Here is a 25,389-nt window from a genome sequence, read left to right as displayed (position 1 = left end):
TCATATTATTTGCGATTATTATTCCAAAAGGTTATGACAAATCCATGCGGAAGACCAATGTCCGGCAGATCGAAGCCTTCAACGCGTTTATGACGAGCGGTTCGGTGACCAAGGCCGCCGAGGCGCTTCATGTCAGTCAGCCTGCCGTCAGCAAGCTTTTGAAACTGTTCGAGGACTCCTGCGAGATAAGGCTGTTCAACCGTGACACCGGCCGGCTTGTCCCGACGCCCGAAGCGCGTGTCCTCTATACGGAAACCGCAAAGCTGGAAGCGGGGGTGCTTCGGGTTCATAAGGCAGCAAGGGAAATTCGCGAATTTGATCGGGGGCAATTGACGATCGTTGGTTTCCCGGCCATCGGCCTTCAGCTCATACCGCGCGTTGTGGCCGATATGCTGGGCCGAGACACGGGGCTCAAGGTCACGCTTCTGACCCGCACCTCGCCGAGCATCGCTGATGTGATGCTGACGCGGTCGGCGGATTTCGGCCTGTCTCTGGTGCCTGCCACTCACAGCATGTTGCATTGCGAGCCCTTTGCGCAACTGCCGATGATTTGTGCCCTTCCGGTAGATCACCATTTGGCCAGCAAGCAAGTGATCTCGCTACGCGATTTGTGCGACGATCCGTTCATCGCGCTCGGGCGAAGCGACATGTCGTATCCAGCGATCTATGAAGCCTTCCACGCTATCGGCATCAGCCCACGGGAAGTTGCCGAAGTTCAAATGTTGGAAGCGGCATGTGCCATGGTGAGCGCCGGTTTCGGAGTGTCGATCATTTCAAGTCTGGCACTGGTTGCCCCGCAGGATTCAAGGGTTGTGTTTCGTCCCCTGGCAGAGCGCATTGAAACCTCCATCTGGTTGATCACCTCCCGCGTGCACGAATTGCCGCTCGTTGGACGTGAAGTGATCAGTCGCATAAGGGATGCGGTCTCCCGGATCGACATTATGCGTTCAGCTCCTCGTAGTTCCTGAAGCGCAATCGCGGTGTGAAGAAGCGCTTGCGCACGAGCCCGACCTAGTCGTCAACCTGCCCCTTCTACCAGCCCAAGGCCGGCGTGCAGGCGACGGCTCGACGAGATGGTGACTGCACATCTACCCGAAGCGGCGGTTGAACTGGCGGTCCTTGCCGACGAAGACCGCATCCACGGGCTAACTTCATGTTGTCGCAGATGCCGCGCCTGCAGGTACTGCGGAAGAAGGCAAACGCCCGATCATGGCATCGAACACCATCTCCTGCGTCTCGCGCGGATAGGCCCGCAAGAACTGCGTCCGGATGTAGCACAGACGAACATGGGGCGACCTTCACCATGGTCGTCGCCCGCCCAGCACAACGATCTCGTGGCTCCAGTCGAACCGGTAGGCTTCGCCCGGTGCAAAGCTCAGCGGCGCATAGGCGGCGACGGAGGTGTTGCCGCGCTTCTCTTTCCGGGCCTGCGCATGCCGCCAGATCGAGCTGTAGCTGCCTCGTAGCCAAGGCCTCGAAACTCTTCAAAAATCCGCACCAGGGTCAGCTTTTCGCGCGATGGCTTGGCCGCATTGGCTGGCAACAGTCACTCCAGCTCATCCCGCCAGGCACCCATCTTGGCATCGGCTCATGTTTGCGTTCGTAGCGAAACTCCGTTGCCTCCGGGCGCGCGACCTTCAGCGCCCGGAAAATCGCCTTGATCGACTTGTGGTGAACGAAATAGGCCCGCCGTATCTTCGCGATCGTTTCCACAACCAACGTCCAAAAACAAATGCCTCCGATGATAATCGAAGGCAGTCTGATGCCCCTCTGTCTAGGGGTTCCTTTTGGATGAAAATTACCCCTCAGACGGGGTCCCTATTCCACGAAGAATCACATTCGCCGAGGTGGCTCGATTCGATGCCGCACGCCTGCTGCTATCGCGCGGCCTCTCACTCAAAACGGTTGCCGCGCAGGTCGGTCTGTTCCCCACCGCGCGCTTTTCGGAAGCCTTCGAACGGCGCTTCGGCGCCGCGCCTAGATTGTTCCGCGACATGCATGCGGGGCTGTGAGTGGAGATATTTGCGGTCGACAACCGCTTTGTGCCCCGGAGGCGACCCATCCGTCGCGCAAAGCGCTGGTGGGCTCAATGTCGTGTGTTCACTCCAAAGAAACAGTGTTCCCTTCGTCGAGACTTCCATGGGCAGCCGTCTTAATCATCGGATCCAATAGCCGCTACCGAATTAAGCTGGCGATTTCGCATCCTCGGGACGCGCGACGCGCGCGCCTCGCGACATTCGACGGAGACCGGTTTGCGATCCGCCGGGCGACACTCGCCGAGACCATCTGAAGAACCGGAAGTCCGCTATTGCCTCGAGAATCCTGCAAGATTGGCATAGCCACGCACAACGGCTTCGCGCTCGTCCTACGACGCGACCGCTCCAATGTCGGTAAATCCGTCGGGAGCGCGCGCCTCGATCATGTCGATCACGCTCTCCGGGCCGCCGTTGCGGTTCGGTTGGATAAGGTCATGTGTCCGGATGCCGATTGCGTCCGGTTCTGCCAGCAAACCCAACTCGGCCAGAGCTTCCACGGCATGGGGCAACATGTTGATACCAACGCAAAGTTCGCGGATCTCTTCGGCGCGTTCGAGTATTCCGACGTCGATGCCGACTCTGTGAAGATACAAGGCCGCAACAATACCGCCGATGCTGCCTCCCGCGATCAGCGTTTTCATCTGCGTGCTTCCTTTGCGTGCTTGTTGCCTGCACCTACCCGCGAGACGCCATAGTGAAACGGTATTCCGACACGGTCGGAAGATTTTCCGCAGAACTTATGTCGCAATTCACGACACTGAGTTTTCGACGAAAGGTTCTGTTGCCGACTTCTGGCGCCCCACGTCGTCGAAATGTTCGCGCGAGGTCGGTGCTCATAACGGTGTACGAAACAGCAATGCCGACAACAGTTTCAAAGCTTGTGGAGATCAGCTGGCTAAGGCCACCAGATAAGCATCGGTCAGTTCTCTGATCACAGAGCGTTCCGGTGACGCCGCACCGAGATGCAGGCTGCGCAATTCCGCCATGAAAGCGCCCCACATCTCCGGCCCGCCTTCTTCGAGCAACTGAGCACGGATTGAGAGTTCTTGCGTTGCTGGCGTAAATCGCCGACCCCAGGCGCCCATCTGGACAAGCAACGGCACGAGTTGGATGGCTGGCTCTGTAAGACTATAGACGGTTTTCTGCTTGTGCGCGGGATCCGGACTGATCGACAGCAAACCTGCCCGCACCAGCTTCCTTAACCGGTCGGCGAGGATGTTCGAGGCGATGCATTCCTCGGAATTGTTCAGGAGGTCGCGATAATGCCTGCGGTTCCCGAACATGATGTCGCGGATAACGATCAGGCTCCAGCGGTCCCCCAACGTTTCCAGCGTCAGGTTGATCGGGCAACCGGAGCGGATTGGCTTGTTCATGCGGATCTCCGTAAACTGCTTGCAATATAGATACGGTTTTGTTACATCGCAACTGCTTGCAATATGCTTGCGGAAAGGAGCCGGCATGGGCGCGATTATCGTCGCGAATTTCCGGCTATCCGTTGATGTCTATGGAGCCGGACAGAAGCGGCGCGCGACTTTGGTGGCGAGAACCCGCGCGACTGGCAACTGGCCATCACGGACGTTCCAGAAGATGCACAGCTACCGCGTTACCAAGCACAGCCACGGAAGCGGTAACCCACATCATGCCGGCAAAACAGGCGTAAGGAGTTCACACCATGCCCAAATTCGTCACCATCGGTTATGGCGACCAGGCCGGCTATGACCGCACGTCTCAACCTGTGAAGGACGCCGCTCACGCACAGGACGCGAAGCTCGTGGCGGAAGGGGCAATAATCGGGGTCGCCGGCACGCCGGTGCAGGTGCGCAATCCGGAGGCGGTCGGCGTTAAGACACAGGCCGGCCCGTTCACCGTCTCGGATCTGCCAATTGCCGGTTTTACGATAATCGAAGCCGCCGATATGGCCGATGCGATCACGAAAGTCTCGGGCGTGCCCTGCGCGGTTGCGCATGGTGTGGTCGAGATATGGCCGCTGAAATAGCAGTTCAACAATGCGACGGAGAAAGAGATGGCGAAGTTCGTATTCGGTATGAACGTGTCACTGGATGGCTATGTCGATCACACGGCGTTTCAGCCGGACCCCGCGCTCTTCCGCCATTTCATCGACGAAGCCGATAAGCAGACAGGCAGTATATACGGCCGCGAGATATACGAGATTATGCGGTACTGGGATGAAGACCACGCCGACTGGGAGCCGGAGGGAGCAGCCTTTGCGGCGGCCTGGCGGAAGCAGACGAAATGGGTCGTCTCACGGACGCTGAAGTCGGTCGGTCCCAACGCAAGGCTGATCGAAGATGATCTCGAAGGCACGATCCGCAAGCTGAAGGCCGAGCACGACGGGGAAATCGAGATTGCCGGTCCGAACCTGGCGCGAAGCCTCACAGATCTCAACCTGATCGACGAGTATCGAATTTACCTTCACCCAGTCGTACTCGGTCACGGCAAACCCTACTTTGGCGGTCCCCGGCCACCGCTTCGTCTGGTATCGCATCAACGGTTTGGCGAGGACGTGGTTCGGTTAACCTATGTTCCGGCATGATCTCTTTTCCTGCCGGGCGGAAAGCATCGCTGGCTTCCAATCGTTGATCGCACGCGTGCAGGTAGATTGCGAGGTTGTTCGCATCATGCCGAAGCGGCGATCGTTGACATGAAGCGTTGCGTCCTTGGATCCCGGGCATTCCCGAACATCTCCTTCGGTGGTCCGGTTTCAACGATTTCGCCAGCCTCCATATAGACGACGCGATCAGCAACGCTGCGCGCAAATCCCATTTCATGTGTCACGACCATCATGGTCATCCCGCCCTCTGCCAACTCGGTCATTGCGTCGAGCACTTCATGGATCATTTCCGGATCCAGCGCGGATGTCGGCTCGTCGAAAAGCATGATCTTCGGCCGCATGCACAAAGCACGGGCTATCGCAACGCGCTGCTTCTGGCCGCCCGACAATTGCCCCGGATATTTCTCCGCCTGATCGAGAATATGAACCCTGTCGAGATACGCCCGCGCGTTCTCTTCCGCTGCCTTGCGTCTCGTTCCGCGCGAGAGAATCTGCGGCAGGGCGCAGTTCTCCATCACGGTCAGATGGGGAAAGAGATTGAATTGCTGGAACACCATGCCGGCTTCACGGCGAACGGCATCCAGGTTGCGTAAATCATCACCCAGTTCGACGTCACCGACGAAGATTCGGCCGCCGTCATGTTTCTCCAGACGGTTTATGCAACGTATGATGGTGGACTTTCCCGAACCAGACGGCCCGCACACCACAACGCGCTCTCCGAGCGACACGGAGAGTGAAGCCCGTTTCAAGGCATGAAAGCCACCGTAGAACTTCTCGACGCCCTGCAACTCGATCGCGTTTCGGCTCATCCGTGGGCCCTCGCCGAAACCTTCAATTCCAGATGACGCGAATAGAGCGAGATTCCGAAGCATATGAGGAAATAGATAAGTGCAACGAACATGTAAGCTTCGGTGGAGGGGGCGGGCCAGGCAGGGTCCGTCGTCGCGCTGCGTGCCGCGCTCAGCATATCGAAAACGCCCACGATCAAAACCAGGGACGTGTTCTTCACCATCACGATTGCCGTGTTCGTCAGTGGAGGGATGACGTTCTGGATCGCCTGCGGCAAGACGATGTGCCAGATCATCTTCCAATATGGGATGCCGAGCGCCTCGGCGGCCTCGATCTGCCCGTCATCCAGTCCCTGCAATCCACCACGTATGACTTCGGCGAGATAGGCTGCGGCGAAAATCGTCAGAGCTGCGAGCGTTCGGCCCAGCTTATCGATCGTCCAGCCTGCCGGCAGGAGAAGAGGGAGCAAAATTGCGGCGACGAACAATAGGCCCACAAGCGGCAGACCACGAACCAACTCGATGACGGCGACGCTGATGGAGCGGATGACGGGAAGGGGGCTTCTTCGTCCAAGCGCAAGCAGAACCGCCAAGGGGAAGGCCAGTCCCAGCGAAAGAACCGCGAGCAACAGTGTGACCGGTAGGCCGCCCCATTTCGATGTCGGTACGAAACGAAGTCCGGCAATGCCGCCGCCCATCAAGATGAGCATCACACCGATGGCCGTGGCCCATACGGCGAGAAGTTTCGCATTCCAAAGCCGTGGGGAAAGCGATGCCAGGATCATCGCCAGAATCAGCAGGATCACTGCCACCGCACGCCATTGCTCTCCGGGAGGATAGAGGCCGAACATGATGAGCCGCGCCTTGGCGCGGATGAAGGCCCAGCACGCGCCGCCGTCCTGGCACTCTGCCGGCGAGGCGACGTTCCAATGGGCATTGATCAAAGCCCAATTCAAAACCGGCAGGATCGAGAGGATTATCGCGATCGCGACAATGGTGAGTGTGGCTGAAAGAAAGTCGCCAAAGACGATTTTGAGAAGAGGCTTCCTGGCAATATGTGGAGGAAGCTGTGGCTCGATGTAATTGTATACGGCACCTGGAGCGTTCATCAGCGCACCACCAAGGCCACACGGGCGTTATACCAGTTCATAAAGACGGCGACGGACAGCGAGATCGTCAGGAAGACGCCAAGCATAACCATGATGCTCTCGATTGCCTGACCGGTCTGATTGATCACCGTGTTCACCACAAGGCCGAGTTCCGGATATCCGACAGCAACGGCGAGTGTGGTGTTTTTGACCGTCGACAGATACTGCGTCGTCAAAGGCGGAACGATGATGCGAAGGGCTTGTGGCAGCACCACCTTGAACATGATGCGCCGTTCGGACAATCCGAGCGCGCGCGCTCCTTCCCATTGTCCTTTGTTGACCGCCTCGATGCCGCCGCGAATGATCTCTCCGACGAAGGCCGATGTGTAGATGGTCAGTCCGAGAATGATGGCGGCGAATTCCGGCGACAACGTCGTTCCGCCGCGAAAATTAAGGCCTTTGAGTTCGGGAAATTCTAGGCCGACGGGTGTGCCGAGAGCCTTGAAAAGCGCCACCGAAACCACCGCCCACGCGGCCGTGGTGATGAAAAGCAACCATGGCCTGCGGATCGAACTTGGCCGAGGGTATCGCCACGCCGCGACCATCGCCGCGATGAAAAGCAAGGTGCAAGACATTAGAAAGAATGCGCCCGTAGGAGCCAGCGTCAGACTCGGGGCGTAAACTCCGCGGATCGACAGATAAAGACCCGGCAAAGGTTGCAGCGCCTCACGCGGGGCAGGAAAAAGCGATGTGGCAACACCGTACCAGCACAAGAGCTGTACGATCAGTGGTATGTTTCGAAGTGTCGTGACATAGATGCCCGCCAGTCGGGACAGAAACGGATGACTGGAGCGTCTGGCGAGCCCTACGAAAAGCCCGAGAACCGTCGCCAAAACGATTGCGATCACAGATAGCCAAAGCGTGTTGGCGAGGCCGACGACATAAGCCCAGAAAAAGCTGTCCGACGGGTTGTAGGTCACAACCGATTCAGAAATGGGGAAGCGGGCAGGGCGCCAGAGATAGTCGAAGCCGGTGCGAATTCCGCGTTCAGCGAGGTTCGTGGCCGTGTTGCCGGCGATCCAACTGACGAACAGCACCACGCCCGCGACGAGGGCCGCCTGGGCGGCCCATGCGCGGAGGCGGGCGGAATACCACAATGAGGAAAACACCGCCCACCGCCTCTTACTGGAACGCGAGCGGGAACATCAGCCCGCCGTCGCTGAACAAAGCGTTGCGGCCTCGCTCGAGCTTGAGCGGGCTTCCGCCGCCAACATTGCGATCGAACATCTCGCCGTAGTTTCCGAGCGCCTTGACGATCCGGTAGGCGAAATCCTCCGAAAGCCCGAGGGCGGAACCGTTGCCGGGGTCGAGCCCGAGGAAACGGCGGATTCTCGGGTCCTCGGTCTCGGCGAAGCTGTCGATGTTGTCCTGGGTGATGCCGAAGGCTTCGGCCGCGATTAGCGCCTGAATGGACCATGTGACGATATCCATCCACTGGTCGTCACCGTGCCGTACGGCCGGCGTGAGTGCGTCCATGTAAGGCGTTGCGGGAAAGATGACGTAGTCGTCGGGATTGTCGGCCATGGTGGCGCGCACCGATGCAAGCGCCCCGGCATCGGTAATCAGTGCGTCGCAGCGTCCAGAAAAGAACGCCTGTCGTGCAGCCGTTGTGTTGTCGAACACGACGGGCTGCAGGTCGAGACCGTTCTTCGTCGATGTGTCGTTTACGACGAGCTCTGTGGTCGACCCGGTCTGGACGCAAACCGAGGCGCCGACCATGTCCTCGACCTTGGTGATTTCGAGAGATTTCGGCATCATGAACCCGGTGAATTCATAATAGTTCGGGGTCGTGAAGTTGATGCCGTTGCCGTCACGCTGCAGTGTCCAGGTAAGTGTCCGTGGCAGAATGTCGATCTCGCCTGTCTGCAGGGCTGGGATGCGTTGTTGACCGGAGAGCGGGACGAAATCGACAGCATCCTTGTCGTCGAGAACCGCAACGGCGACGGCTCTGCAGGTCTCCACGTCGAGACCGCGCCAGTATCCGTCATCGTCTGGAGCCCCGAACCCGGGGGTTCCCTGGCTGGCACCACAAATGAGCCGTCCGCGCTCAATGACGGTGTCAAGCGTGGTTTGGGCCAAAGCGGTTGTTGTCAGACATGCTCCGACGGCCGCCGTTGCAAGTATGGTTTTCAGCATTGCAGTTCCCTTCTCTTGTAGGTTCAGGCGGTTCTTGCGACCGCTTCGTTCAGGAGTGTGTCGAAGAAAATCGCGAGGTCTTCCCTCAAATCGTCGGGATGTTCCAGGCCGATATTGACGCGCAGGATGACCCGTTCGTTGCGCGTATGCTCGAACGTACGGGACAGCTTGATCGACATTGGGGCTATCAGGCTGCGCGTGCCTCCCCAGGATGCGCCGATCGAGAAATATCGCAGACCATTGAGGGCCGCGTCGAGCCGCGGCTCGGCCCGCCTCGGCAACACGACCGAAAACACTCCGCTGGCGCCTGAGAAATCGCGCTTCCAGATTGCATGACCGGGGCTGCTCGCCAAAGCCGGATAAAGCACTTCGCCGACGCCGCGTGCCTCCAGTTTAGTGGTGATTTCATGTGCAACCTTGCCGACATGCGCGATGCGGATTGCCATGGTTTCGATACCGCGAAGTACGAGCTGTACGGCATCCGGAGCGATGCCCAGGCCGAGCATGCGCATGGTGTCGCGCAAGCGCTTTCGCAGTGCGAGATCAAGAACCGAAACCGAGCCCATCAGCAAGTCGGAATGCCCACCGGGATACTTGGTCAGGGCCTGCATGGAGAAGTCGACACCGTGGTCCAGCGGCTTGAAAAGGAGCGGTGTGGCCCAAGTGTTGTCGATGCCTGTGAGTATGCCTTTTGCACGGGCGATGCCGGTAATGGCGGGGACGTCCTCCATCTCCATCGTGGTCGAGCCCGGAGATTCCATCCAAATGAGCTTGGTTTGCGCGCGGATATGGTCGTCGATACCTGCAGCGATGCCGGGTGGATAGACTGACCAGCCGATACCGCGCGGCTCAAGATAGTTTCGACAAAACCCGATGACGGGCGGGTAGGCGGTGTCCGGCACGAGGACATGATCGCCCGGCATCAAGACCGAGAGGAAGACGACGGCGATTGCTGCTTGCCCTGAGGGAAGGAGGACCGTGCGTTGCCCATTCTCGAGTTGCGTCAACTGGGCTTCCAAAACGCGTTGGGTCGGGGTCCCGTGCAAACCGTAGGAGAAACCGTCGAGATCGCGAGAGCCCCGCGTCGCATAGCTTTCCGCATCAGGAAAAACGATCGTGGACGCCCGGTGGGTGGGGACGCTGAGCGAAGCGTAGCCGCTTTCGTCGATGACGGGATGATGAACGCTTGCCGTTGCGTCGCGCATGAAGCCTCCTGAATGTGCAGTCGTCACTATTGCGCACAGGAGGCAGCAGGAATACTGATCATGTCGTATATCTCTATGCGGATACCTTATAGCTATGAATTTTCGTCAGCTCGAAGCCTACAACGCCGTCATGATCTCGGGGTCGACCGTTCGGGCTGCGGAGTTGATGGGCATTACGCAGCCTGCGGTATCGCGATTGATCGCCGAACTGGAGAACGCCACGCGGTTCCCTCTGTTCGACAGGGTCAGGGGACGGCTTGTGCCGCCGCCGGAAGGTCAGTTGTTTTTCCGTGACGTCGAATCGAGCTTCAAGGGGCTCGATAGGCTACGCACGTCCGCCGCCAATATTCGCGACTACGGAGCCGGCACGTTGAAGGTGGCCTCGCTCGCGGCTGGAGGAGCCGTCCTCGTTCCAGAGGCCATTCGTCATTTCAGGGAGCGACATCCGAAGGTGCGGATCACCTTCCACATCACCTGGTCGGCCGCGATCCGCAATGGCATCACGGATGGGCTGTATGATCTGGGTTTGGCGGCGGACGAGGCCGATCGGTCAGGCGTAGACAGTCAGCTTTTCGGCAATTTTCCGGCGCTCGTTGCAATGCCGCCCGATCATCCGCTGGCTCGACATCAGCGCATTACGCCACAGCTTCTTCACCGTCAGCCTCTGATCGGGCTTGTGCCGGAAGATCGCGCCAGACAACGCTTCGATCATGTCATGGCGGAAGCCGGAGCCGAGACCTTTTATGTGATCGAAACGCCAAGCGCCGGGACGGTCTGTTCTTTGGCACTTTCCGGCGACGCTGTCGGGATCACGAACCCGATGGTCATCCCCGCGTTTCGCGACACGGAATTGATTTTCCGTCCATTCGATCCGTCTGTCATGTTTCGCGCTTACTTGCTCTACCCGGCAAACAGACAAAAATCGCAACTTGTTCGCGATTTTACCGGCTGTTTGTTCGAATTGCGCAACAGATTCAAAGCGTTCACGAGCAGAGAATAGGATAGTTCGACGCTGTTCACCAGCGAGTATTTCTGAGGGAGTGGGCGAAGCTCCATTGATCAGTAGCATGACCATCGTCATGCCTTTTCCGCCATCTGTCGCGCCAATCACCGATTTCTTCAGGGGCTTCCTCAGCGTCGCGTTTGCGTGGAAGCCCCTGAAGGCAACAGATACGAAGACGTTCTATTCCGGCAACGTTCGCGGTAGCCAGAACCAGGCAACAATGCCGATAAAAAAGGTAAGCAGCGCGCCCGTTCCGACAGCGATATGCAGGCCTGCAAGGAAGGCTTCTTTGGCTTGCTCCACGGCCTGCGGCGTTACGCCGGTATGATCGAGCGTTTCGTCGAGTGTTCCGGCCACTCCGGGGCCGAAAAGCCGGAAAGTCAAAGCGGCCAGGGACCCCAGCAGAGTTATGCCCAATGCGTTTCCGAGCTCATTGCTGGTTTCTGCAATCGATCCGGCCGCGCCAGCCCGCTCGGGCGGAACCGCCGACACGGCAACCTCCGCAACGAGACTGAAAGACAGACCGTATCCGATGCCGGCCACAACCGTTGAGGCGACGAAGGCGGCGACACCCGCTTCGGTGCTCGTGAACAACAGCATGAAGACGCCCGCGCTTATCAGCAGATGTGTTGCCACAAGCGCTCCCTTACGCCCGACCCACTCGACGATGCGGGCAGTGTTTACGCATGTTATGGTCAGCACGGTCGCTCCCGGCAGCGTCAACAGTGCGGTCGTGAACACGTCGAAACCGAGAACCGACTGCAGATAAATTCCGGAGAGATAGCTGGCAGCGGACCAAACAACGAGCGAAAGAAGCCCGGTCAGAATCGCGATGGAGAACACCCGGTCATGAAACAAACGCAGATCCAGAAGTGGATAGGCGATGTGAGTTTGCCGGCGCAGGAACATTGAAAGAGCAATGACACCTATGATTCCCCCGACCGATTGCTCCACCGTAAAGCCCTGGGCGGCGGCGGTTTTGAGCGACCATGTGATGAGGAGTATGCCGGCGAACGACAGGACGAGGCTCAGTGAGTCGATCCGGCCATAGGTTGTCGTACGGACCTCACGGAGCAAAATCGGCGCGGCAATCAGAAATGCGAGCACGACGGGGATGTTGACCAGGAAGACTGCGCCCCATTCGAACTGCCTGAGCAACATGCCGCCGATGAGAGGCCCGAGGGCAAAGCCGGCCGCGAAGGTTGCCGCAAAGATACCGATCGCGCGCGCCCGCTGGCGCGAATCTGGAAACAGGGCCGTGACGATGGCAAGCCCGGAGGGAAGCAACGTTGCGCCCCCCAAGCCCATGAGAGCCCGAGCGGCGATCAGCATGAGCGGGGATTGCGACAAAGCGGCTCCAAGCGATCCTGCGCCGAAGATTACGGCGCCGATCATGATGAGCTTGAGCCGTCCGTAGCGGTCGCCGATATTGCCGAAAGCGATCAACAACGAGCCGACCACGAAACCGTAAATGTCGAGGATCCAAAGCGCTTGATCCGCCGTCGGTGTAAGCGCGGATGTTACATGAGGCATGGCAAGGTAAAGAATCGAACCGTCCATGGCGACGAGAAGAACGAGCGGAAGCACGGCCATAAGGCCGAGCCAGGCATTTCGATTTACGGAGCTTGGGAGTGCCGTATCTGTCATGGGTGAAAATCCTTTGTGAACGGCGCGCGAGCACACCGCATCGGCCGCCGAACCGGGAGCCGGCGGGTGGTTGCGTTCAAATGAATGGGCGTATATACTTCAGGTAACTTACTTATGGTATATAAAGATGTCAAGCAAGCAGAATGACAATCGGGGCGGCGCCAAGCGCGTCCGTTTGAGCCGTGAACAGCGTTATCGCCAGCTTCTCGACGTTGCATGGCGGCTCGCGCGGGAGGAGGGCACGGACGCGCTGACGTTGCCGCGCATGGCAGACGAAGCCGGTGTGACCAAACCGGTGATTTACGACCATTTCGGAACACGCAACGGTTTGCTGACCGCGCTCTATCAGGATTTCGACTTGCGTCAGACAGCGATGATCGATGCCGCGCTCGATGCCAGCGGACCGACACTGCAGGCGACAGCCATGGTCATTGCATCCGCATATGTCGATTGCGTTCTTGCCCAGGGACGCGAAATTCCCGGCGTTCTGGCGGGGCTTGCCGGCTCCCCCGAACTGGAGGCGGTCAAGCGCGACTATCAGGTGGTTTTTATAGAGAAGTGTCGAAGGGCGCTCGCTCCCTTCACCGGGGCAAAGGGGATATTGCAACCCGGCTTTTGGGCGATGCTCGGTGCAGCCGATGCCTTGTCCCATGCGGCCGCGCGGGGAGAAATTTCGGTCGAGCAGGCCCACGCGGAGCTGTATGAAGTGATCGTCGCGATGGTTGCCAGAAGCAGTCGCTAGCCGATGATGAACGAACGACATCGTGAGCGCGCCGCCATGTTCGACCGACGGTTCCATCGGGTCGATACAGGCTGGCGCCATGAATTTCGGTAAGCCGGCCGAGGCGCAGACCGCCATAAGCGGCTTCTCGCGCAGACTTCCTGAGCGGGAGCAGAGCCGGGGAGCCAAGAACGTAGCTTGTCGCTGACTGGAATCCCGCCACACTTGTAACTCCTGCCATTTCGCCGGCCTGCGCTAAGTCTGTCTCCTGAACCATCTGGTCGTCACAAGGAGACGAGAACGATGACAAGGGATAACACCGAAACAAGCAACGAGCGGTCGGCAGGGCAAACTTGCGCTCTCTCTCCCTCTCCGGATGTCAATATGTCCGACACCGAACACTCGGGCCGTCCGTGGGCGTTCTCGACATGGCTGTCGGTCGTCTCACTCACTTTCGGAAGCTTTGCCTTGATCAGCAGCGAATTGCTGCCCATGGCCGTGCTTACGCCGATGGCCGCGGATCTCGGCGTTACGGATGGCGCCGCGGGGCAGGCAGTAACCCTCACGGCACTTTTCGCCGGCCTTGCGGCACCTTCGGTGGCGCTCATTGTCGGCCGCCTGGACCGAAAGCTGATCAATCTGATCCTCTGCCTCCTGGTGATTGCGTCCAACATCGCGGTCGCGCTGACGTCAGACTACATCGTGCTGCTTGCCGCGCGTATGCTGCTGGGCATCGCCATCGGCGGATTCTTCGCCCTCGCCGGTGCGACCGTCGTCCGGCTTGTCTCAATAGAGGACATGGGAAAGGGCATGTCGATCGTGTTCATTGGCCTCTCCGCGGGGCTTGTTGTCGCTCCAGCGCTCAGCACCGTGATCGGCGACGCCTTCGGTTGGCGAGCCGCATTCATGGCCGCTGCCGGAGCCGGTTTGTTCGCTTTGCTTTTGCAGGCCATCTGTCTGCCGAGCGTGCCTGCAACAAGCGCGACAAGTCTTCCGAGCCTGTTCGGCTTGCTGAAACGGCGGAATGTACGCGCCGGATTGGTCGTCGGATTGCTGTTCTTTGGCGGAGAGGTCTGCGGTTTCACCTTCATGCGGCCTTACCTGGAAACCAATGGCGGACTCGATGCCACAGCCATCGCCCCTGTTTTGTTGGTGCTCGGTCTGGCCAGCTTGCTGGGAAGTGCAATCGCCGGCGTCTTCGCCGATCGGGTTCTGCGCCAGGGCTTCGGTGCGACGTTCATGGTCCTGGCGGTTGCCACGGCCGGCTTGTTGTCACTTGGTACCAGCTACGTCGCGGTTCTGGTCTTCGCCGCCGCGTGGGGCCTCGCCATAGGCGCAGGACCGGTAATGACCCAGACATGGATGGGGCGATCCGCGCCCGATCAACTCGAGGGTGTGGGCGGGCTTTTCCTGGCTGTCATTCAGTTCGGTGTCACGCTGGGCGCCATCGCCGGCGGTATCGCCGTCGACAGTTACGGAACAAGCGCACCGCTTTACGTGACCGCCGGTTGTGCCGTGCTTGCGACGGTGCTGATCGCCACGCAGCGGACCCCAGATGTGGTTTCGCAGACGTCGGCTTCGGCGCTGGCGCCTGCTGAGTGAGCGGATGTGCGCATCCGTTTTCTCGGGGACGGGAACGCCGTTCACCGCTCATGCAGAACCCGGTGCTTTCCCTTGACCTCAAATGTCTTCGCGAATGCCTGAGCCTGTTGGTCAAGCGCAGCCCAAAGTTTTCGAACTGCGGAGCGACGGGTGTCGCGCAGGCGAAACAGCCTGATCTCGAGACTCACCTGCCATTCGGGTCCGCCAACACCAATCAGCTCGCCCCGTTCAAGCGCATCCCTGGCGCAGCTTTCCGGCAACATGGTCAGGGCCCCATATCGCAGCGCCATGCGTTTGAGGACTTCCGAAGTCGGACTCTCGCCCAATCGCTGAAAAACTTCCGGTGTCGTCCCGTTCCTTTGAAACAGGAGCTGCTCGACACCGGCGAAATAGCCGTCGGGCGAGTATCCCATGAAAGGAAAGTTCTGTGTTTCTCCTTCGAACGCAGGGTCATAGCGCGCCGTTCCGTCTTCGGCCGTCGGCGACACCAGCAGCATCGGTTCAAAGGCCAGGACTCTCGAATCGAAGCGTGAGGCCTCGAAGAGAAGCGGCACGTCGCTATGCGCATATTGCAGCACCAAATCGATCTCGCCCTCAGCAAGATGGTGCACCATGTCGTGGAAGTTCTGCGTAAAGATATGTGTCGTGAAATGGCCCGTATGGGGTTCCAGCCCGTGCAGCCAGTCTGGAATGAAGTTCAGGTTCAAGGTGGTTGCGGCGGCAATTCGCAGGTCTGGTCGGTTCACATGGACGCTCTGTTGAAACTGAGCGCGGTCGGCATAGAGCGACGAGACCATGCTTTCGGCCGTTTCGCGAAAAGCGCGCCCTTCCTCCGTCAGGGTGACGGGATAGGTTCGACGGTCGAAAAGAGCGACACCCAGCCAGCCTTCCAGTGCTCTTATACGCCGGCTGAAGGCAGGCTGGGTGACGTTTCGCTCTTCCGAGGCGCGTGAGAAATTGCGCGTCTGGGCAAGTGTCAGAAAGTCTTCCAGCCATTTGATTTCCATGTGCCCGAAAGCACCACGCCAACGGTAAACAGGCAAGCGTCAAACTATGCCAAATCGGCATAATCCATGCGAAAACGGCGTTGGCCAGCCGATCCCCCAACGGTTTCACTTGCGTCATGCGCGGCAAAAAGCGCTGCAAACTTCGGAGAGGGACCGGGCGAACGGGTGGCGGAAAACACGAAAATGGCGGCGGCGAACGTTCTTGAACTCGCCGACCTAGACATAGCATTCGGTCAGGGTGATTACACGTTCAGTGCCGTAAGGAAGCTTTCACTCGACGTGAAGCGCGGGGAAACCGTTGCGATCGTCGGCGAGTCGGGATCGGGCAAATCTGTCAGCGCCTTGTCCATCATGCGCTTGGTGGAGTTCGGTGGTGGACGTATCGAAAACGGCAAGATCCACTTTCGCCGCCGCGATGGACGCGAGATCGATCTGGCATCCCTCGATCCGGAGGAGTCACGGCGCATACGCGGCAACGAAATCGCGATGATCTTCCAGGAGCCGATGACATCCCTCAACCCGGTCTTCACGATTGGAGACCAGATTGTTGAAGCCATCGTAACCCATCAAAAGAAAACGCGGCGCGATGCATCGCGGATCGCGCTGGATACGCTTCAGCGCGTGCGCATTCCAGATGCAGCACAGGTGATGAAGCGGCATCCGCACCAATTGTCCGGTGGCATGCGGCAGCGCGTGATGATCGCGATGGCGCTGTCATGCAAGCCACAGCTTCTGATCGCCGACGAACCCACCACGGCACTGGACGTCACGATACAGGCACAGATCCTGCGCCTCATAAGCGAGTTGCAGAAGGAACAGTCCATGTCGGTGCTGTTCATCACCCACGATATGGGTGTGGTGGCCGAGGTCGCCGACAGGGTCGTGGTCATGTATCGCGGCGAGAAGGTGGAAGAGGGCGATGTGGAAACCGTGTTCCGTTCGCCCAAACATCCTTACACGAAAGCCCTGCTGAAAGCCGTGCCGCATCTGGGCGCGATGCGAGGCACCAGCGCCCCCGCGCCTTTCCCGGTGCCGGGCAAGGACGAGAACGCTCCCGCCGCGTCCGCCGATCCGGCTGCGCCAGTTGCTTATGAAAGCGAGCCGCTCCTTTCCGTTCGTGGTCTGACGACCCGTTTCGATGTCGGCGAGGGGCTCTTGGGCCGTGTCACGAAACGGGTCCACGCCGTCGAGGGGCTGGATCTCGACATCTGGCCCGGCGAAACGCTCGGCCTTGTCGGGGAATCGGGATGTGGAAAATCCACGACGGGCCGCTCGATCCTTCGTCTGGTCGAAGCGGAAGCGACGAAGCTTCATTTCGACGGCGAGGACCTGACCCGGTTGTCGAAAGGCGATCTGCAAAGGCTGCGCCGGCGCATCCAGTTCGTGTTTCAGGACCCCTATGCCTCTCTCAATCCTCGACTGACGGTTGGATATTCCATTTCCGAACCGATGCTGCTGCACGGTCTGGAAGACCGGAAAAATGCCTTCGACAAGGCTGTCTGGCTGCTTGAACAGGTCGGGCTGCAGGCCGACCACGCCAACCGCTACCCGCATGCGTTTTCCGGTGGACAGCGGCAGCGCATCGCCATCGCGCGTGCGCTCGGCACCGATCCCAAGCTGATCATCGCCGATGAAGCGGTTTCCGCGCTCGACGTTTCGGTTCAGGCCCAGGTGATCAACCTCCTGATGGACCTGCAGGCGCGCTTTGGCCTAGCCTATCTCTTCATATCGCACGATATGGCCGTTGTGGAACGGATCAGTCATCGCGTGGCGGTCATGTATCTGGGGCAGGTTGTCGAAACCGGACCCCGCGCATCGGTGTTTGAAGACCCGAGACATCCTTATACCAAACGCCTCATCTCCGCGGCCCCGATCCCCGACCCGCAGAAACGGATCACCGACAGGCCGCTGATCACCGGCGAGGTGCCGAGCCCTGTTCATCCGCTCGGCAATCCGCCGGCCATCAACGAGATGCTGGAAGTCGGGCCCCGTCATTTCGTGGCGCGTGAGGAGACCGGTGGCCGAACAGCGCCCCGCGCCGCTTGAGGCATCTTTTTCAACACCATCACCAATACAGGGAGGAAGACGAGATGAATGTTCTGAAACGCGCCGCTTTGGGTGCTGCGCTCATGGCAAGTACCACCTTCGCGCTGCCGGCCATGGCAGCAGATCTTGCGATAGCGATGGACCAGATCTTTCAGAAGATGGATCCCCACAATTCCAATTACAATGTCGACTATGTGGCCGCGAGCGGTGTGGTCGAACGCCTGATAGGGTTCGACAAGAACATGAAACTCATCCCGCAATTGGCGACAAGCTGGGAGGGGAGCGAAGATGCAAAGACCTTTACCTTCAAGCTGAGAGAAGGGGTTACGTTTCACGACGGGACACCGTTCAACGCGGCTGCGGTAAAAGCCAATTTCGACCGCCTGGCAGATCAGTCGCAGAACCTTGCGAAAAATAGCCTTTTCAAGGTGGTGGACAGCGTCGAGACGCCGGACGACTTCACTGTCGTGCTTAAACTCAAAGAGCCGTTCGGCGCGATGATCAACACGGTGGCGCATCCCTCCGTTGTCATTCACAGCCCCAAGGCGCTCGAAGAACTTGGCACTGGCGTCGAAAAGAAACTGGTGGGCACCGGTCCGTTCAAGTTCAAGGAATGGGTTCCGGGCGAGCGGCTGGTTTTGGAAAAGAACGAAAACTACTGGGACAGCGGGTGGCCGAAAGTCGACAAGGTAACGTTTTTCCCGGTGACGGAGAGCGCGACGCGGGCGTCGATGCTGTTGTCCGACGAAGTCCAGTTCGTCCACATCATGCCGGCCGAACTCTCCGAAAGGGTGGAAACCTCGGGCGGTTATGAAGTGCTGGAAGTTCCCGGCATCACCGTTTGGACGGCATCCATGAACATGCTCAAGGAGCACTTCAAGGACGAGCGTGTCCGGCGTGCCTTCAACCTGGCCGTTGACCAGCAGGCTTTTGTTGACGTGGTCTATTCGGGCCACGGTGTCGTGCCGGATTCGCCGATCGCTCCCGACACCCGCTTCTACGAAGGTCAGGAACCTTTGACGACGGATATCGAAGAAGCCCGTCGCCTCATGGAAGAGGCCGGCCACGCAGATGGCTTCGAGATCGAGATATGGGGCACCAACAGCTCAACCGGCGTTCGCATGCTGCAATTCCTCCAGCAGCAGCTTTCGCAGATCAATGTGCGTGCGAAGATCATGCCGATGGAAGGGGCGACCCGTTCGGAAAAGGTTTTCTCTTCGATGGTTCCCGAGGAGTCTACCTTCGATATGCTCTTGGGTGGGTGGTCGCCCTCGACCGGCGATGCCGACTGGCATCTGCGCCCCGTCTACGCAACGGAAGGCTGGATCCCGAAAATCTACAACATGGCGTTCTACTCCGACGAAACGGTGGACAAGGCCATTCAGGACGCGCTCAACACGGCCGATCCGGAAAAGCGCAAAGCGGCCTATGCCATTGCCCAGAAGCAAATCTGGAAGGACCAGCCGGTGGTCTGGCTCGCCATCGAGAACAAGATGGCAGGCCGCAAGAAGGGGCTCAGTGGCGTGTTCCAGATGCCCGACGGCACGATGCAGTACACCAAAGCCGCCTTCGAATAAGCCCGTACTTTACGCTGGCCCGGCATTTTTTACCGGGCCGGCATCAGGATAATTCCGATGCTGCACTATTTCCTGCGCAGGCTGGCCGCACTGGTGCCGGTCCTGTTTCTGATCTCCATTTTCGTGTTTCTCTTCATTCACGCTCTGCCGGGCGATCCCGCGCGGCTGCTTGCAGGTGAAGCGGCGACGCAGGAAGAGGTTGAGGCTGTGCGCCGGGCTTTGAAGCTCGACCGACCGCTCCTTGCTCAATATCTCGATTTTCTCGGCAATATGGCGACCGGAGATCTGGGCAACTCATTGCGCACCGGCGAGCCGGTGTCATCGATGATCGCGCGTGCCTTCTGGCCGACTTTCTGGCTTTCGGTCTGCGCGCTTGCCTGGTCTCTGCTTTTCGGATTGGTGGCCGGCGTCGTGTCCGCCGTGCGGCGTGGAAGCGCTGGCGATCATGCGGGAATGTTTCTGTCGGTTTCGGGCATTTCGATGCCCAATTTCTGGCTCGGTCTTCTTTTGATGCAGTTCTTCTCGGTCAATCTGGGCTGGGTCGGAACCAGTGGTTTCGATGAAGCCTCCGACCTGATCCTGCCTTCGATAACCCTTGGTGCCGGTGTTGCCGCCGTGATGGCCCGTTTCACGCGATCGGCGGTTATCGACGTCGCCCGCGAGGATTTCATCCGTACCGCCCGGGCGAAGGGGTTGCGGGAGAAAGTGGTTATCTGGAAACACGCCCTGCGAAACGCCCTTATCCCGGTTGTGACCATGGCCGGCCTGCAATTCGGCTTCCTGCTCGGCGGCTCCATCGTCGTGGAGAAAGTGTTCCGCTGGCCGGGACTTGGCTCCTTGCTGCTCGATGCCATCAACTTCCGTGACTATGCGGTGGTACAGGCCGAGATCATGCTGTTTTCACTGCAATTTCTCTTGATCAATCTGGCGGTGGATATGCTCTACGGCTTCATCAATCCCGCTATCCGCTACAAATAGGTTTCAGCAATGGCCCTCGTTTCCGACACATCGCCGGCTGTGCCGAAAGAGAAGACGGCAAGATCGCCCTTCAGCGAATTCTGGCGTCGCTTCGTAACCCGCCACGCCGCGTTGGCCTCCGGGTTCTTCCTGCTGCTCCTGCTGGCCATGGCACTGGTCGCACCGTGGATCCTTCCGTTCGGGCCAAATGAGTTCGATTACAAGAACACACTGGCTGGCCCTTCGGCCTTGCACTGGGCCGGAACTGACGAGTTCGGACGCGATATTTTCGCGCGCGTTTTGAATGGGGCGAAACTGTCCATGTTCATTGGCTTTCTATCGGTCACAATCGGCGCGGTGGTCGGCGTGGTCGGTGGGCTTTTTGCCGGTTACTACGGCGGTTGGCTCGATTCCATCGTCATGCGCATTTCCGATGTTCTGTTCGCCTTTCCCGGCATTCTTCTCGCCATCGGCATCGTTGCCATCCTGGGGGCAGGGTTGACCAATGTCATCATCGCGGTCGCGGTCTTCAGTGTTCCCGCCTTCGCCCGCATTGTCCGCTCCGGGACGCTTGGCCTGAAGGAAACGACCTATGTGGAGGCGGCGCGCGCAGCCGGCGCGCCAAATGCCATCATCATGTTCCGCCACATTCTTCCGGGCGTTCTCGGGGCGGTGATCGTTTACTTCACCATGCGCATCGGCACGTCCATCCTGACGGCGACCAGCCTGTCCTTCATCGGCCTTGGCGTTGAGCCCTCTGTGGCCGAATGGGGCGCGATGCTTTCCACCGGGCGGGAATATATGCTGGCGGGAGAGTGGCACCTCACCTTCTTCCCCGGTCTGGCGATCTTCCTGACGGTGCTGTGCTTCAATATTCTGGGGGACGGGCTGCGGGACGCGCTCGATCCGAAACTGGACGATAACTGAGTCAATTCATGCGAAACACATTTCTGCGCGAGGGCTGGTGGCAGGTGCCAACCGGCCCCACCAACACGATTTGCGATGTTGCCGGCGTCAAGGTCGGTCACGCCACTCTTCAGGACGAAGGCGCGTGTACGGGGGTTACAGCGGTCTTCCCGCATGAAGGCGATCTCTACCGCAGGCCGGTTCCCGCCGCCGCATCGATCCTGAATGGTTTTGGCAAAAGCCTCGGCCTGATCCAACTGATGGAGTTGGGCGAGATCGAAACGCCGATCCTTCTCACCAACACGTTCGGCGTGCCGGCCTGCGCCACAGCGCTCATCAGACAGGCCATTGCTGCAAACCCGGCCATTGGAAGAAAGGCAGCCACGGTCAATCCTTTGGTGATGGAATGCAACGATGGACAGGTCAACGATATTCAAGCCCTGCATGTGAACGAGGCATTGGCCGGCGAGGCGCTGTCCAATGCCGGAAACGCCTTCGAACAGGGGACGGTCGGAGCCGGAAGCGGGATGAAAACATTCGGCTTTTCGGGAGGCGTTGGTTCTGCTTCGCGCGCGATCGATTTGAAGGAAGGCGCGCATTTCAGGCTTGGCGCGCTTGTCCTTTCCAATTTCGGCCAGCGGGCCGACATGCGTGTTTTCGGTGATGCCGTCGCACAGCGGGTGGTCGAAGCAACCGAGGAAGAAGACAAGGGTTCGATCATCATCATCCTGGCGACCGACGCGCCGATGGATTCGCGCCAACTGAGACGGCTGTGCCAACGTGGCGGAGCGGCCCTGGGCCGGCTGGGCAGCTATTTCGGCCATCAGAGCGGCGACATCGCGGTGGCTTTCTCCACCACCAATGTGTTTGAGCGCGACACCGCCGACACTCATGAAGTATTGCGCCTTTGCGAAAGCCGCATGAACGCCTTCTTCAAGGCCGCTGTCGAAGCGACAGAGGAAGCGATCCTCAATGCGCTTTGGCATTCAAAGCCGCGTCGAGGCTATGACGGTGGCCTTCTGCCTTCGTTCCGTGAAACCATCTCGGGCCATATGAAAGGACATGCACGACCGGCATAGCATGAGCCGAAACGGCATTGGCTCTACCGCGGCAAAGGCCCGCATAAGAAGCCGCGACAGATGGACCGGATAAGGGGGTATTTATGAACGGCACACCTTGGGCGCTCGCCTTGCACGGTGGCGCAGGAACCATCCTGCGCAGCAAACTCTCGGTGGAGGAAGAAAGCCGCTTTCGCGATGGATTGGCAGAGGCGCTCCAGGCCGGCACTCAGGTCCTGCAGAAAGGGGGGGCGGCAGTCGAGGCTGTTGAATGCACGGTGATTGCGCTCGAAGAGAACCCCCTGTTCAATGCCGGGCGAGGATCGGTTCTGACAACGGAAGCGAATGTCGAGATGGATGCCGCCATCATGGATGGCCGCAACCTCGAAGCAGGCGCTGTCATCGGTTTGAACACGGTGAGAAACCCGGTGAGCCTGGCGCGGATGGTAATGGAAAGGAACGATCACGTCGTTCTGGCAGGCCAGGGTGCAGAAGTGTTTGCGCGTCTATGCGCCCTTGAGTCCAAGCCGACGGACTGGTTCGTTACCGAGCGACGGCGCAACCAGCTCGAAGAAGCGAAAAAGGCACAAACCGTTTCCCTCGACCACAATGACGGTAAATACGGTACGGTCGGCGCGGTGGCGCGTGATACAGGCGGCAATCTCGCCGCCGCCACGTCGACCGGCGGCATGACCAACAAGGCGTGCGGGCGCGTCGGCGATGCACCGCTGATCGGTGCTGGGACCTATGCCAGCAACAAGGGCTGCGCCGTGTCCGCCACCGGGCACGGTGAGATCTTCATTCGCCTGACGGTAGCGCGCGACATTGCCGCGATGGTGGAGTATCTGGGGCTCAGTCTCGAAGAGGCGGTGCGCCGAAAGGTGCATGCAGAACTGCCGGCCCTTCAGGGGGCGGGCGGCCTTATCGCGGTGGGCGCGGAAGGGGCTCCAGTGCTGAGTTTCAACACGCCGGGTATGTACCGTGCAAGCCAGGCTGCCGGGGAGAGCGAGAAGATCGCCATATTCGACGATTGATGCGTAAGCCAATCGTCATTAGGACATCTCGCGGGCGCGTGCGGCCGGTCACGACGATGCACGGTCATGCGTTGTGTCGTCATCCGTGTGCGAGAGGGCGCCGAGAACCAGCCAGGCCGTTGCACGCTCATGCAGTCCAGAGGGAGCGGCGAGGGAGAGGCGTTCCAGACACGCCCGGTGTTTCTCCGGGGGTTTGCGCGTGCGCATGCCAGCCAAAAGCAGCCGCGCCAGTTCAAGGCGCGAACCGGAGGCCTTTTTGAGGGTTTCCAGCGCGGGCAAAAGCCGTTGCTCGGTTTCCGTGAAATCGGTGCCGAAGGGGTAGGCCGGCAAGCGGCCGTCGGCGCGCGCCGTATGGAGCCATCGTTTGAGCCGCCGCGGCGTGTTTTCGCGTTGCTCGTTGGGAATCGCGCAATTGCGACTGACTTTGCCCGCGGCTTTGGCGGCGTCGAGCAGTGTCCCCTGGAAGCGGCTGTCGGCAACGGCGATCACCGCCATGATGCAGGCTTCGTCGCTTCGGCCACGCAGGTCGGCGATGCCGTACTCCGTGATCACAATGTCGCGCAAGTGTGCCGGGATCGTCGCATGCGGGTGCTCCCAAACAATGTTGGAGACGGTTCGGCCGCTCTCGTTGCGAGTGGCGCCGAGGGCGATGATGGAGCGCGCGCCCTTCAGCTCGAAGGCCTGGGTAACGAAATTGAACTGTCCGCCCACGCCGGAAACGACACGCCCATCGCCGAGCCTGTCGGAGGCGATTTCGCCGAGGCATGTCGCGTTCATTGCGTTGTTGATGAAGCGTGCGTCCTTGCGCGCTTTGCGTTTCGCCTTTTCGTCCGCGTAAAGCGCGTTCGTGAACGACACCGGCGTCATTTGGATGCGTGACCTTTTGGGGGACGGCATCGACCGCAACCGCTCGTAAAAATCTCTGCATTCCAAGAAGAAGCCCGCATGGATGGCCGCGCCGTTGACTTCGCGGCGCAGAATGTCTGCCTCGAACAGTTCGAGCAGTCCGCCCGCAAGCATCTCCGTGGCGCAGTAGAGACCGTCGTGAAAGGGCGCGCGATGGTCTTCTGGTGGCTCTCCGGCGAACGGGCAGGCATTCAGCAGCTCCTGGTAGCCGCCATTGTCGCGGTCGCGCAGCAGAAGGGCTTGTGCGACCGCATCGCCGATCGAGCCGATGCCGATCTGTAGCGTTCCGCCATCGGGCACGAGGCGGGAGGCATGCAGCCCAATGGCCAGTTCCGCCTCGCTGACGGGGCGCCGCGGCACGGAGAAGAGTTCGAACTGGTCGGCGGGGTCGTCCAACAGCAGGTCGATGTCGTCCTCGCCAATCAGCGCCGCTCCGTTCATGAAGGGAAGATGGCGATTGGTCTCGCAGGCGAAAAGGAAGTCCGTCTCGCCGCGTTGCCGCATCTCCAGCAGGTCTGCGGTGATGTCGGTGTTGCAGCTCAAACTATAGTGTCCGCTACCGTCCGCGGCCACAAGCTGGGCGATTACGTGTGGCCGGAAATCGACGATGAAGTCGAGGGCGTGCGTATAATTGGCCGCGATGTACGCCTGCTGGGCCGACGGTGTGTCGAGCCAGGAGCCGGCCTGAAAGAAGAACTCGTGTATCTTGATGTTGGCCGGCAGTTTTTCTTGTTCCAGCAGTTCTGCGTAAAGCAGCGGTTTGTAGCGACCGAACAGGCGCTCGCTCGCAGGGTCGAGAAAGCGGCGGTGGAGGTCGCTCGCCGGGCGTGGGCGGCGAAGGGTCAAGGCGGTCAAGATCTCCAACTCGACCGAGGGATCGTCGCGGGCGATCAGCGTGAGGGCGTTCGCAATGCTGTTCGCCTTGCCGAGCCCAAGCGGTAAGGCGAGGCGAATGTGTCCGCCCGCTTTCTCGACGATTTGCCGGGCCAGATCGTCCGCGTCGCGGTGAAAATTCGTCCGCATTCAGCCCAACTCCTTCC

The 25,389-nt window shown here is 59.6% G+C and carries 23 protein-coding genes and 1 pseudogene; 13 read left to right on the top strand and 11 right to left on the bottom strand.

Annotation, left to right across the window (positions count from 1 at the left end):
- The first annotated feature begins 44 nt into the window (after positions 1 to 44).
- Positions 45 to 968: a LysR substrate-binding domain-containing protein gene (locus QZ638_RS00275; RefSeq protein WP_295805650.1), complete on the top strand. Its 924-nt coding sequence runs from the start codon at positions 45 to 47 to the stop codon at positions 966 to 968.
- Here QZ638_RS00275 and istA read toward each other — a convergent pair.
- A pseudogene (gene istA, locus QZ638_RS00270) lies at positions 943 to 1,719 on the bottom strand (IS21 family transposase); the annotation flags it as partial. The gene QZ638_RS00275 and the pseudogene istA sit on opposite strands and share 26 nt — an antisense overlap.
- A 128-nt stretch (positions 1,720 to 1,847) precedes the next feature.
- Here istA and QZ638_RS00265 point away from each other — a divergent pair.
- Positions 1,848 to 2,012 (top strand): helix-turn-helix domain-containing protein, encoded by a 165-nt coding sequence (locus QZ638_RS00265; RefSeq protein ID WP_295805647.1) that lies wholly within the window; start codon positions 1,848 to 1,850, stop codon positions 2,010 to 2,012.
- 353 nt (positions 2,013 to 2,365) lie between these two features.
- Here the strand turns inward: QZ638_RS00265 and QZ638_RS00260 are convergent, their stop codons facing one another.
- Positions 2,366 to 2,677, bottom strand: coding sequence for an FAD-dependent monooxygenase (locus QZ638_RS00260; protein WP_295805644.1), 312 nt, complete (start codon positions 2,675 to 2,677; stop codon positions 2,366 to 2,368).
- Positions 2,678 to 2,923: 246 nt separating this feature from the next.
- Positions 2,924 to 3,409, bottom strand: a complete 486-nt coding sequence (locus tag QZ638_RS00255) for a helix-turn-helix domain-containing protein (protein ID WP_295805643.1) — start codon at positions 3,407 to 3,409, stop codon at positions 2,924 to 2,926.
- A gap of 299 nt (positions 3,410 to 3,708) precedes the next feature.
- Here QZ638_RS00255 and QZ638_RS00250 point away from each other — a divergent pair, with 299 nt between their 5' ends.
- Positions 3,709 to 4,032 carry a YciI family protein gene (locus tag QZ638_RS00250; protein ID WP_295805641.1) on the top strand — a complete coding sequence of 108 codons (324 nt, stop codon included), beginning with the start codon at positions 3,709 to 3,711 and terminating at the stop codon, positions 4,030 to 4,032.
- A gap of 27 nt (positions 4,033 to 4,059) precedes the next feature.
- Complete coding sequence (locus tag QZ638_RS00245) at positions 4,060 to 4,590, top strand: dihydrofolate reductase family protein (protein WP_295805637.1); 531 nt, start codon at positions 4,060 to 4,062, stop codon at positions 4,588 to 4,590.
- Between the two features lie 83 nt (positions 4,591 to 4,673).
- On the opposite strand, the gene QZ638_RS00240 is transcribed toward QZ638_RS00245, so the two are convergent.
- Genes QZ638_RS00240 through QZ638_RS00220 form a run of 5 tightly spaced genes read right to left on the bottom strand, consistent with a single transcriptional unit; the run spans position 4,674 to position 9,885 of the window.
- A complete protein-coding gene (locus QZ638_RS00240; protein ID WP_295805636.1) occupies positions 4,674 to 5,417 on the bottom strand; it encodes an amino acid ABC transporter ATP-binding protein in 744 nt (247 codons plus the stop codon).
- Positions 5,414 to 6,505: an amino acid ABC transporter permease gene (locus QZ638_RS00235; RefSeq protein ID WP_295805634.1), complete on the bottom strand. Its 1,092-nt coding sequence runs from the start codon at positions 6,503 to 6,505 to the stop codon at positions 5,414 to 5,416. The genes QZ638_RS00240 and QZ638_RS00235 overlap by 4 nt, the downstream gene beginning before the upstream one ends.
- Positions 6,505 to 7,653, bottom strand: a complete 1,149-nt coding sequence (locus QZ638_RS00230; protein WP_295805632.1) for an ABC transporter permease subunit — start codon at positions 7,651 to 7,653, stop codon at positions 6,505 to 6,507. Before QZ638_RS00230 ends, QZ638_RS00235 begins: the two co-directional genes overlap by 1 nt.
- Positions 7,654 to 7,666: 13 nt before the next feature.
- Positions 7,667 to 8,680 carry an amino acid ABC transporter substrate-binding protein gene (locus tag QZ638_RS00225; RefSeq protein WP_295805630.1) on the bottom strand — a complete coding sequence of 338 codons (1,014 nt, stop codon included), beginning with the start codon at positions 8,678 to 8,680 and terminating at the stop codon, positions 7,667 to 7,669.
- Between the two features lie 23 nt (positions 8,681 to 8,703).
- The gene (locus QZ638_RS00220; protein ID WP_295805628.1) at positions 8,704 to 9,885 is read right to left on the bottom strand and encodes a PLP-dependent transferase; all 1,182 of its coding nucleotides are present in this window, start codon (positions 9,883 to 9,885) and stop codon (positions 8,704 to 8,706) included.
- A 94-nt stretch (positions 9,886 to 9,979) separates the two neighbouring features.
- Between QZ638_RS00220 and QZ638_RS00215 the strand changes: the two genes are divergently transcribed.
- Positions 9,980 to 10,885 carry a LysR substrate-binding domain-containing protein gene (locus QZ638_RS00215; RefSeq protein ID WP_295805626.1) on the top strand — a complete coding sequence of 302 codons (906 nt, stop codon included), beginning with the start codon at positions 9,980 to 9,982 and terminating at the stop codon, positions 10,883 to 10,885.
- Positions 10,886 to 11,068: 183 nt separating this feature from the next.
- Here QZ638_RS00215 and QZ638_RS00210 read toward each other — a convergent pair whose 3' ends face one another.
- A complete protein-coding gene (locus QZ638_RS00210; protein ID WP_295805624.1) occupies positions 11,069 to 12,535 on the bottom strand; it encodes an MFS transporter in 1,467 nt (488 codons plus the stop codon).
- 127 nt (positions 12,536 to 12,662) lie between these two features.
- Here QZ638_RS00210 and QZ638_RS00205 point away from each other — a divergent pair, with 127 nt between their 5' ends.
- Both QZ638_RS00205 and QZ638_RS00200 read left to right on the top strand, forming a co-directional pair.
- Positions 12,663 to 13,277: a TetR/AcrR family transcriptional regulator gene (locus QZ638_RS00205; protein ID WP_295805622.1), complete on the top strand. Its 615-nt coding sequence runs from the start codon at positions 12,663 to 12,665 to the stop codon at positions 13,275 to 13,277.
- A 363-nt stretch (positions 13,278 to 13,640) separates the two neighbouring features.
- Positions 13,641 to 14,858, top strand: coding sequence for an MFS transporter (locus QZ638_RS00200; RefSeq protein WP_295805621.1), 1,218 nt, complete (start codon positions 13,641 to 13,643; stop codon positions 14,856 to 14,858).
- A 41-nt stretch (positions 14,859 to 14,899) separates the two neighbouring features.
- On the opposite strand, the gene QZ638_RS00195 is transcribed toward QZ638_RS00200, so the two are convergent.
- Positions 14,900 to 15,865: a LysR family transcriptional regulator gene (locus QZ638_RS00195; protein ID WP_295805620.1), complete on the bottom strand. Its 966-nt coding sequence runs from the start codon at positions 15,863 to 15,865 to the stop codon at positions 14,900 to 14,902.
- 183 nt (positions 15,866 to 16,048) lie between these two features.
- Here QZ638_RS00195 and QZ638_RS00190 point away from each other — a divergent pair, with 183 nt between their 5' ends.
- The 6 genes from QZ638_RS00190 to QZ638_RS00165 all read left to right on the top strand — a co-directional run bounded on the left by QZ638_RS00190 (position 16,049) and on the right by QZ638_RS00165 (position 23,443).
- Positions 16,049 to 17,911: an ABC transporter ATP-binding protein gene (locus QZ638_RS00190; RefSeq protein ID WP_295805619.1), complete on the top strand. Its 1,863-nt coding sequence runs from the start codon at positions 16,049 to 16,051 to the stop codon at positions 17,909 to 17,911.
- A gap of 44 nt (positions 17,912 to 17,955) precedes the next feature.
- Positions 17,956 to 19,488, top strand: coding sequence for an ABC transporter substrate-binding protein (locus QZ638_RS00185; protein ID WP_295805618.1), 1,533 nt, complete (start codon positions 17,956 to 17,958; stop codon positions 19,486 to 19,488).
- 57 nt (positions 19,489 to 19,545) lie between these two features.
- The gene (locus tag QZ638_RS00180) at positions 19,546 to 20,466 is read left to right on the top strand and encodes an ABC transporter permease subunit (protein WP_295805617.1); all 921 of its coding nucleotides are present in this window, start codon (positions 19,546 to 19,548) and stop codon (positions 20,464 to 20,466) included.
- A 9-nt stretch (positions 20,467 to 20,475) separates the two neighbouring features.
- Positions 20,476 to 21,372 carry an ABC transporter permease subunit gene (locus QZ638_RS00175; protein ID WP_295805616.1) on the top strand — a complete coding sequence of 299 codons (897 nt, stop codon included), beginning with the start codon at positions 20,476 to 20,478 and terminating at the stop codon, positions 21,370 to 21,372.
- 8 nt (positions 21,373 to 21,380) lie between these two features.
- Positions 21,381 to 22,430, top strand: a complete 1,050-nt coding sequence (locus tag QZ638_RS00170) for a P1 family peptidase (RefSeq protein ID WP_295805615.1) — start codon at positions 21,381 to 21,383, stop codon at positions 22,428 to 22,430.
- Positions 22,431 to 22,513: 83 nt separating this feature from the next.
- A complete protein-coding gene (locus tag QZ638_RS00165; RefSeq protein ID WP_295805614.1) occupies positions 22,514 to 23,443 on the top strand; it encodes an isoaspartyl peptidase/L-asparaginase family protein in 930 nt (309 codons plus the stop codon).
- A gap of 48 nt (positions 23,444 to 23,491) precedes the next feature.
- Here the strand turns inward: QZ638_RS00165 and QZ638_RS00160 are convergent, their stop codons facing one another.
- On the bottom strand, positions 23,492 to 25,372 hold the full coding sequence (locus tag QZ638_RS00160; RefSeq protein WP_295805613.1) for an acetyl-CoA hydrolase/transferase C-terminal domain-containing protein: 1,881 nt from the start codon (positions 25,370 to 25,372) through the stop codon (positions 23,492 to 23,494).
- Between the last annotated feature and the right edge of the window lie 17 nt (positions 25,373 to 25,389).

The organism is uncultured Nitratireductor sp., from assembly GCF_913053745.1.
Lineage (GTDB): Bacteria > Pseudomonadota > Alphaproteobacteria > Rhizobiales > Rhizobiaceae > Nitratireductor.
This window is presented reverse-complemented; position numbering and strand designations above follow the sequence as displayed.